7 protein-coding genes are annotated in these 6,543 nt (G+C 67.8%); 5 read left to right on the top strand and 2 right to left on the bottom strand.

The window, feature by feature from the left end; all coding sequences use genetic code 11:
* Positions 1-91: 91 nt before the first annotated feature.
* Genes RTU05_RS07780 through RTU05_RS07770 form a run of 3 tightly spaced genes read left to right on the top strand, consistent with a single transcriptional unit; the run spans position 92 to position 3,654 of the window.
* Positions 92-1,471 carry a PQQ-binding-like beta-propeller repeat protein gene (locus tag RTU05_RS07780; protein ID WP_312597159.1) on the top strand — a complete coding sequence of 460 codons (1,380 nt, stop codon included), beginning with the start codon at positions 92-94 and terminating at the stop codon, positions 1,469-1,471.
* 31 nt (positions 1,472-1,502) lie between these two features.
* On the top strand, positions 1,503-3,122 hold the full coding sequence (gene der, locus RTU05_RS07775; protein WP_312597157.1) for a ribosome biogenesis GTPase Der: 1,620 nt from the start codon (positions 1,503-1,505) through the stop codon (positions 3,120-3,122).
* A gap of 4 nt (positions 3,123-3,126) precedes the next feature.
* On the top strand, positions 3,127-3,654 hold the full coding sequence (locus RTU05_RS07770; protein ID WP_312597155.1) for an NUDIX domain-containing protein: 528 nt from the start codon (positions 3,127-3,129) through the stop codon (positions 3,652-3,654).
* A 3-nt stretch (positions 3,655-3,657) separates the two neighbouring features.
* On the opposite strand, the gene RTU05_RS07765 is transcribed toward RTU05_RS07770, so the two are convergent.
* Positions 3,658-4,413: an SDR family NAD(P)-dependent oxidoreductase gene (locus tag RTU05_RS07765; protein ID WP_312597153.1), complete on the bottom strand. Its 756-nt coding sequence runs from the start codon at positions 4,411-4,413 to the stop codon at positions 3,658-3,660.
* 75 nt (positions 4,414-4,488) lie between these two features.
* Between RTU05_RS07765 and RTU05_RS07760 the strand changes: the two genes are divergently transcribed.
* Entirely contained in the window at positions 4,489-4,740 is a 252-nt protein-coding gene (locus RTU05_RS07760; RefSeq protein WP_312597151.1) for a CopG family transcriptional regulator, read from the top strand.
* On the top strand, positions 4,740-5,027 hold the full coding sequence (locus RTU05_RS07755; protein ID WP_312597149.1) for a type II toxin-antitoxin system RelE/ParE family toxin: 288 nt from the start codon (positions 4,740-4,742) through the stop codon (positions 5,025-5,027). The genes RTU05_RS07760 and RTU05_RS07755 overlap by 1 nt, the downstream gene beginning before the upstream one ends.
* 6 nt (positions 5,028-5,033) lie before the next feature.
* Here RTU05_RS07755 and purF read toward each other — a convergent pair whose 3' ends face one another.
* Complete coding sequence (purF, locus tag RTU05_RS07750) at positions 5,034-6,539, bottom strand: amidophosphoribosyltransferase (protein ID WP_312597147.1); 1,506 nt, start codon at positions 6,537-6,539, stop codon at positions 5,034-5,036.
* Positions 6,540-6,543: the final 4 nt, after the last annotated feature.

The following is a 6,543-nucleotide window of genomic DNA, read 5'->3' as shown; positions in this document are numbered from 1 at the left end:
GGGCCGCCAACGCCATGACCCCCTCTGCGGCTGCCGCGGCCCCCGCCGCCGCGCCCGCCCAACAGTGACGACCCCTTCTAGGACGCCCCAGATGAACCGAGTTCTGAAAGTCGCGCTGATCTGCGGCGTCGCTGCGACCATGGCGTCGTGCGGCACCGTGCGCCGCAACCTGCCCTTCGGCCTGGGCGGCAAGGACGCCCCCAAGGCGACGGCCTCTGCCGGCGACCGAATCTCGGTGCTGGAGTTCGAGCAGCAGCTGGCGCCGTCGGCCGCCCTGTCCGGCCGCGACTATTTCCTGCCCGGCCCGCAGGCCGTGACGGCCTGGACCCAGCCCGGCGGCACGGCTGAGAACCTGGTCGAACACGTCATCGCCGCCCCCAACTTCCAGGTCGCCTGGAAGCGCAGCATCGGCTCCGGCTCGGCGCGCGTCGGCAACGTCATGGCGCCGATCGTGGCCGCCGACGGCAAGATCTTCGTGCTGGACGGCGAATCGACCGTTTCGGCGGTGTCGGCCGACACCGGCGCTGTGCTGTGGAAGGTCAACGTCAAGAACGCCGAGCGTGATCGCAACGGCGGCTTCGGCGGCGGCGTCGCCGTCGGCGCGGGCAAGGTGTTCGTCTCTTCCGGCTATCGCTCCATGTCGGCGCTGGACGCCAACACCGGCGCGGTGGTCTGGACCCAGCAGGTGGACGCCCCGATCCACGGCGCGCCGACGGTGTCGGGCAACCGCGTCTTCGTGGTCGACGTGGACAGCCAACTGTTCGCCTTCGACACCACGACCGGGGCCCAGGACTGGACCTATCGCGGCATCGCCGAGCCAGCGCGCGTGATGCGGGCCTCCAGCCCGGCGGTCAGCGGCACCACGGTCGTCGCCCCGTTCGCCTCGGGCCAGCTGGTCGCGCTCAGCACCCTGAACGGCCAGGCGGTGTGGGAAGAGACCCTGTCGCGCACCAGCCGCACCAGCGCCCTGTCGGAGGTTCGCGACGTGGCCGGACGCCCGGTCATCAGCCGCGGCATGGTCTTCGGCGTCAGCCATTCCGGCGTGATGTCGGCCCTGGACCTGCGCTCGGGCCAGCCCAAGTGGCAAATGCCGGTGACGGGCGTCAACGCGCCCCTGCCGGTCGGCGACGCCGTGTTCGTGGTGTCCAAGTCGGGCCAGCTGATCACCGTCAACCGCGACACCGGCCAGATCTACTGGACGCGCGAACTGAACGAGGGCCGCGAACGCCGCGAGGGCGGGTTCCTGACCTTCGGCCGTCGCACCATCCGCCCGCAATGGTCGGGACCGCTGCTGGCCTCCAACCGTCTGGTGATGGTCAATTCGTTCGGCGAGGCGGTCGCCTTCGATCCCAAGACCGGCGCGGCGCAGGCCACGCTGAAGCTGGGTGCGCCCGCCTATATCGCCCCGGCCGCCTATAACGGCGCCCTGTACGTGCTGACCGACAACGGCCAGCTGATCTGCATCCGCTGATTTTCAGCCCGAACTAAGCTAGAAAGCCGACATGGCTCTGAAGGTCGCCATCGTCGGCCGCCCCAATGTGGGCAAGTCGACCCTGTTCAACCGCCTTGTCGGCAAGCGTCTGGCGCTTGTCGACGATCGCCCCGGCGTGACCCGCGACCGGCGATACGCCGACGGTAATATCGGCGATATGGACCTGACGCTGATCGACACGGCGGGGTACGAGGACGTCACCGACGAAAGCCTGGAAGCCCGGATGCGCGAGCAGACCGAGGCCGCGCTGGACGACGCCGAACTGATCATGTTCATGATGGACGCCCGCGAAGGCGTGACGTCGCTGGACCGGATCTTCGCCGAGCGTCTGCGCAAGGTTCACAAGCCGATCATCCTGTTGGCCAACAAGTCCGAAAGCCGCGAGAGCGGCGGCGGCGTGGGCGAGGCGCACGCCCTGGGCTTTGGCGAACCCGTCGCCATCTCGGCCGAGCACGGCGAGGGGATGGCCGATCTTTATTCCGCCATCGTCGCCGCCTCTCAGGACATCTTCGTCGAGGAGATCGACGAGCCGGACAAGCCGATCCGCATCGCCGTGATCGGCCGTCCGAACGCGGGCAAGTCCACCCTGATCAACCGTCTGATCGGCGACGACCGCCTGCTGACCGGACCGGAAGCGGGCATCACGCGCGATTCGATCTCGGTGGACTGGGAGTTCGAGGGCAAGAACATCCGCCTGGTCGATACGGCCGGGATGCGTCGCAAGGCGCGGGTGCAGGAGAAGCTGGAGAAGCTGTCGGTCGCCGACACCATCCGCGCCATCACCTTCGCCGAAGTCGTCATCCTGATGATGGACAAGGACGACGCCTTCGACACCCAGGACCTTCAGCTGGCCGACCTGGTCGAACGCGAGGGTCGCGCCCTGGTCTATGTGGCGTCGAAATGGGACCTGGAGGACGAGCCGCAGTCCCGCATGGCCAAGCTGAAGGGCATGGCCGAGGACAAGCTGCCGCAACTGAAGGGCTCGCCCTTCGTGGCCCTGTCGTCGCACAGCGGGCGTGGGGTCGAGCGGTTGATGCCGGCGGTGCTTCAGGCCTATGACACCTGGTCGGTCAAGGTGAAGACCAAAGACCTGAACACCTGGCTGTCGATGGCCACCCAGCGACACCCGCCCCCCGCCGTGGACGGCAAGCGGATCAAGCCGAAATACATCGCCCAGACCAAGGCCCGCCCGCCGACCTTCGTGCTGATGGCCAACCGCGCCGAGTCGATGCCGGAGCATTACAAGCGCTATCTGGTCAACTCGATCCGCGAGAGCTTCGACCTGCCGGGCACGCCAATCCGGTTGAACGTCAAGTCCAGCGGCGTGAACCCCTATGCCGAGGGCGGCGCCAAGTCGGGGCCCGAACGCTACAAGGGCGACGCCAAGACCGCGCCGCGCCGCGTCAAGAAGGCCGAGAAGGAAGAGGCCCTGTCCAGACTGCCCGGCAAGGCGCTGGAGCAGAAGAAGACCCGCAAGGCCCAGCCCAAGGTCCTGGGCGGACTGAAGGCCAGCGCCTCCAAGAAGGCGGGTTCCTCGGTGGCGGTCCAGAAGGGGGCGCGCGGCGGCGCACGGCAGGTCTCGCGTTCGGGCCGGGTCCGCACGGGCCAAAAGGGCGGCGCGAAGAAGTGACGGCGTGACCGACGCAGCCGCGCCCGTCCTGCCTGACCGGCCGACCTCGCGCTGGCTGATCGTGGACGGGCAGGGGCGGGTGCTGCTTTTCCGCTTTGACTATGCCGACGGGCCGCTGGCCGGGACCGGTTTCTGGGCGACGCCCGGCGGCGGCTGCGACCCTGGTGAAACCTATGAGGACGCCGCGCGCCGCGAGCTGTTCGAAGAGACTGGCCTGACGGTCGATGATCCCGGTTCGCAGGTCGCCCAGCGCATAGAGTGTTTCCGCCTGCCTGACGGACGCATGGCGCGGGTGGACCAGCGGTTCTTCCTGTTGTGGACCGAGGCGTTCGACCTGTCGCCCGCAGGCTGGACCGAGGAGGAGCGCGCGGTCCTGGGCGAGCACCGTTGGTGGAGCGCCGCCGAAATTCGGGCAAGCGGAGAAACGATCTGGCCGGACGATCTGGCGGAGATTCTGGAGGGTCTGAGCGCAGATCCCATCGCCCCAGCAGCGCCATCGTCAGGGGACGGACGGCGGCGGCCAGGGACGTAGCCTTCAGATCAGGGCTTCGACTGATGGGCCGGACCGCCAGTCCTGGAACTTGATGGTCAGCGGCGGCGTGGCGTCCGCGCGGGCCAGGTCCACCACCAAGGGACCGATCTCGGACGGGTGGGGCAGGACGGACGGGTCTTCGCCCGGATAGGCCTGGGCGCGCATGGCGGTGCGCATGCGGCCGGGATCGACGATGCAGGCGCGGACGGGCGTGCTTTCGATCTCGTCGGCCCAGGCCTTCACCAGGGCCTCGGCGCCGGCCTTGGTCGCGGCGTACATGCCCCAGAAGGCGCGCGGGGTGGCGGCGACGCTGGTGGTGAAGTGGATGGCCCGCCCGGCGTCGGAGGCGCGCAGCAGCGGCTCCAGCGAGCGGATCAGGCGATAGACGGCGGTGAAGTTGGTTTTCTCGACCTTGGCGAACTCGCGCGGGTCGGCGTGCGACACCGGCGTCAGGCCCGAGGGGCCCATGGTGGCGGCGCAATGGACCCAGATGTCCAGCTTCTTGAACCGTTCGAAGATGGCGCCGCCCAGCCGGTCGATGGCCCCGCCGTCCACCAGATCGAAAGGGATCAGGGTCGCATGGCGGCCGGTGGCCGCGAAGATGGCGTCGTCCAGCTCTTCCAGCCCGCCCTGTGTGCGGGCGGTGGCGATGACGTGGGCGCCGGCCTTGGCCAGGGCCAGGGCGCTTTCATAACCGATGCCGCGCGAGGCGCCGACGACAAGGGCGATACGGTCGTTCAGGAGCAGGGCTTCGGTCATGGTCGGGTGGTAGGAGTGGCGGGGGCACGGGTCAATGTGTTATCCTGTGCTCAATTGTGCACAGGAGCATGACCTATGGCCGCCAGCACGACCGTTACTGTCCGCATGAGTGGGGCGCTCAAGGAGCGGCTGGGGCTGCTTGCCGAAAAGACCCAGCGTACGCAGTCCTTCCTCGCCGAACGCGCCATCGCCGGCTACGTCGAACGAGAGCTGGAAATGATGATGGCGGTCGAGGAAGGTCTGGAAGATTTTCGCAACGGCGATGTCGTCTCGCATGAAGAGGCCATGCGGCGGATTCGCGAGACCATCGCCAAATACGAGTCCTGATGCGTACGGTCATCTGGTCGAGGCGTGCGCTGCTGGAACTGACCCACGCCATCGACTATCTGGCCCAACGCAATCTGCCCGCCGCGCAGAAGGTCGAAGCCCGCATCATCGAGACGACGCAGAAGCTGGCGCGACGGCCGATCGGTCGGCCCGGCAAACAGCCCGACACCTACGAAAAGCTCGTGACCGGGGCGCCTTATCTGATCGTCTATGCCTTGGCGGACGATGGCGAGGGCGGACAGGTTCAGATCATTCGTCTGTTCCACACCGCCCAGGATCGAGGGTGATGGCCGTCAGGCGCTGACCAGCAAGGACAGCTGTTTGGCGCCGAACTCGCGGCCGCCTTCCTCGATCTCGCGATCCAGCAGGCGGGTGGGATAGTCGCCGGTGAAATAGTGGTCGGTGAACTGGGGGGCGGCGGTGTTGCGGCCGGTCTCGCCCATGGCGCGATACAGACCGTCGATGGACAGGAAGCCCAGGGAGTCGACCTCCAGCATCTCGCGCATTTCTTCCAGCGTCTTGTTGGCGGCCAGAAGCTGGGCGCGCTCGGGCATGTCGATGCCGTAGAAGTCGGGGAAGAGGATCTGCGGGCTGGCCGAACGCAGGTGGACCTCAGTCGCGCCGGCGGCGCGCACGGCGCGGACCAGTTTCAGAGAGGTGGTGCCGCGCACGATGGAATCGTCGATCAGCACGACCCGCTTGCCGGCCAGGGCCGACTTGTTCGGGCTGTGCTTCATGCGCACGCCCTTCTGCCGGGCGCCCTGGCTGGGCTGGATGAAGGTGCGGCCCAGATAGTGGCTGCGAATGATGCCCATTTCGTAGGGGATGCCGCTTTCCTGAGCATAGCCCAGGGCCGCCGGAACGCCGGAATCGGGGACCGGTACGACGATGTCGGCTTCGACGCCCAGTTCGCGGGCCAGGCCGCGGCCCATCTCCTTCCTGACCTCATAGACCGAGCGGCCGTTCACGACCGAATCCGGGCGCGAGAAATAGACGTACTCGAACAGGCAGGGGCGGGCCGCGCGGGCGGGGAAGGGTTTCAGCGAGCGCAGGCCGCTGTCGTCGATGACGACGATCTCGCCGTGTTCGACATCGCGCACGAAGGTGGCGCCCATCATGTCCAGGGCGCAGGTCTCGGACGCCAGAACCCAGCCGTCGCCCAACTGGCCCAGCACCAGCGGACGTATGCCCAGCGGGTCGCGCGCGCCGATCATCTTGGTGCGGGTCTGGGCGACCAGGGCGTAGCCGCCCTCGATCCGCGCCAGGGCGTCGATGAAGCGGTCCACGATCTTGGCCTTACGGCTGCGGGCGATCAGGTGGAGGATGACTTCGGAATCCGAGGTCGACTGGAAGATGGCGCCTTCGCTGACCAACTGGCTGTGCAGAAATTTGAAGTTGGTCAGATTGCCGTTGTGGGCGATGGCGATGCCGCCCTGGTCCAGATCGGCGAACATCGGCTGGATGTTACGCAGGAAGCTGCCGCCGGCGGTGGAGTAGCGGGTGTGGCCCACGGCCGCGCGACCCGGCATCCGCGTCATCAGGTCGGCGCCGCCGAAAGCCTCGCCCACCAGCCCCTGGTGACGTTCGGTATAGAAACGCTCGTCCTTGACGCTGGCGATGCCGCAGGCTTCCTGGCCGCGATGCTGCAGGGCGTGAAGGCCGAGAGCCACGACGGACGAACCCTCGTCCTCGTCGGCGCCCCAGACGCCGCAGACGCCGCATTCCAGGCGAAGCTGATCGTCCTCCGGCTCGCGCCAGTGTTCGCGGTGGACGACGGGATCGGCGATATGGTGGCGCATCGTG

It is taken from the genome of Brevundimonas sp., from assembly GCF_032017145.1.
Classification (GTDB): domain Bacteria; phylum Pseudomonadota; class Alphaproteobacteria; order Caulobacterales; family Caulobacteraceae; genus Brevundimonas.
The sequence above is the reverse complement of the archived record's forward strand: the minus strand, read 5'-3'. Positions and strand labels throughout refer to the sequence as shown.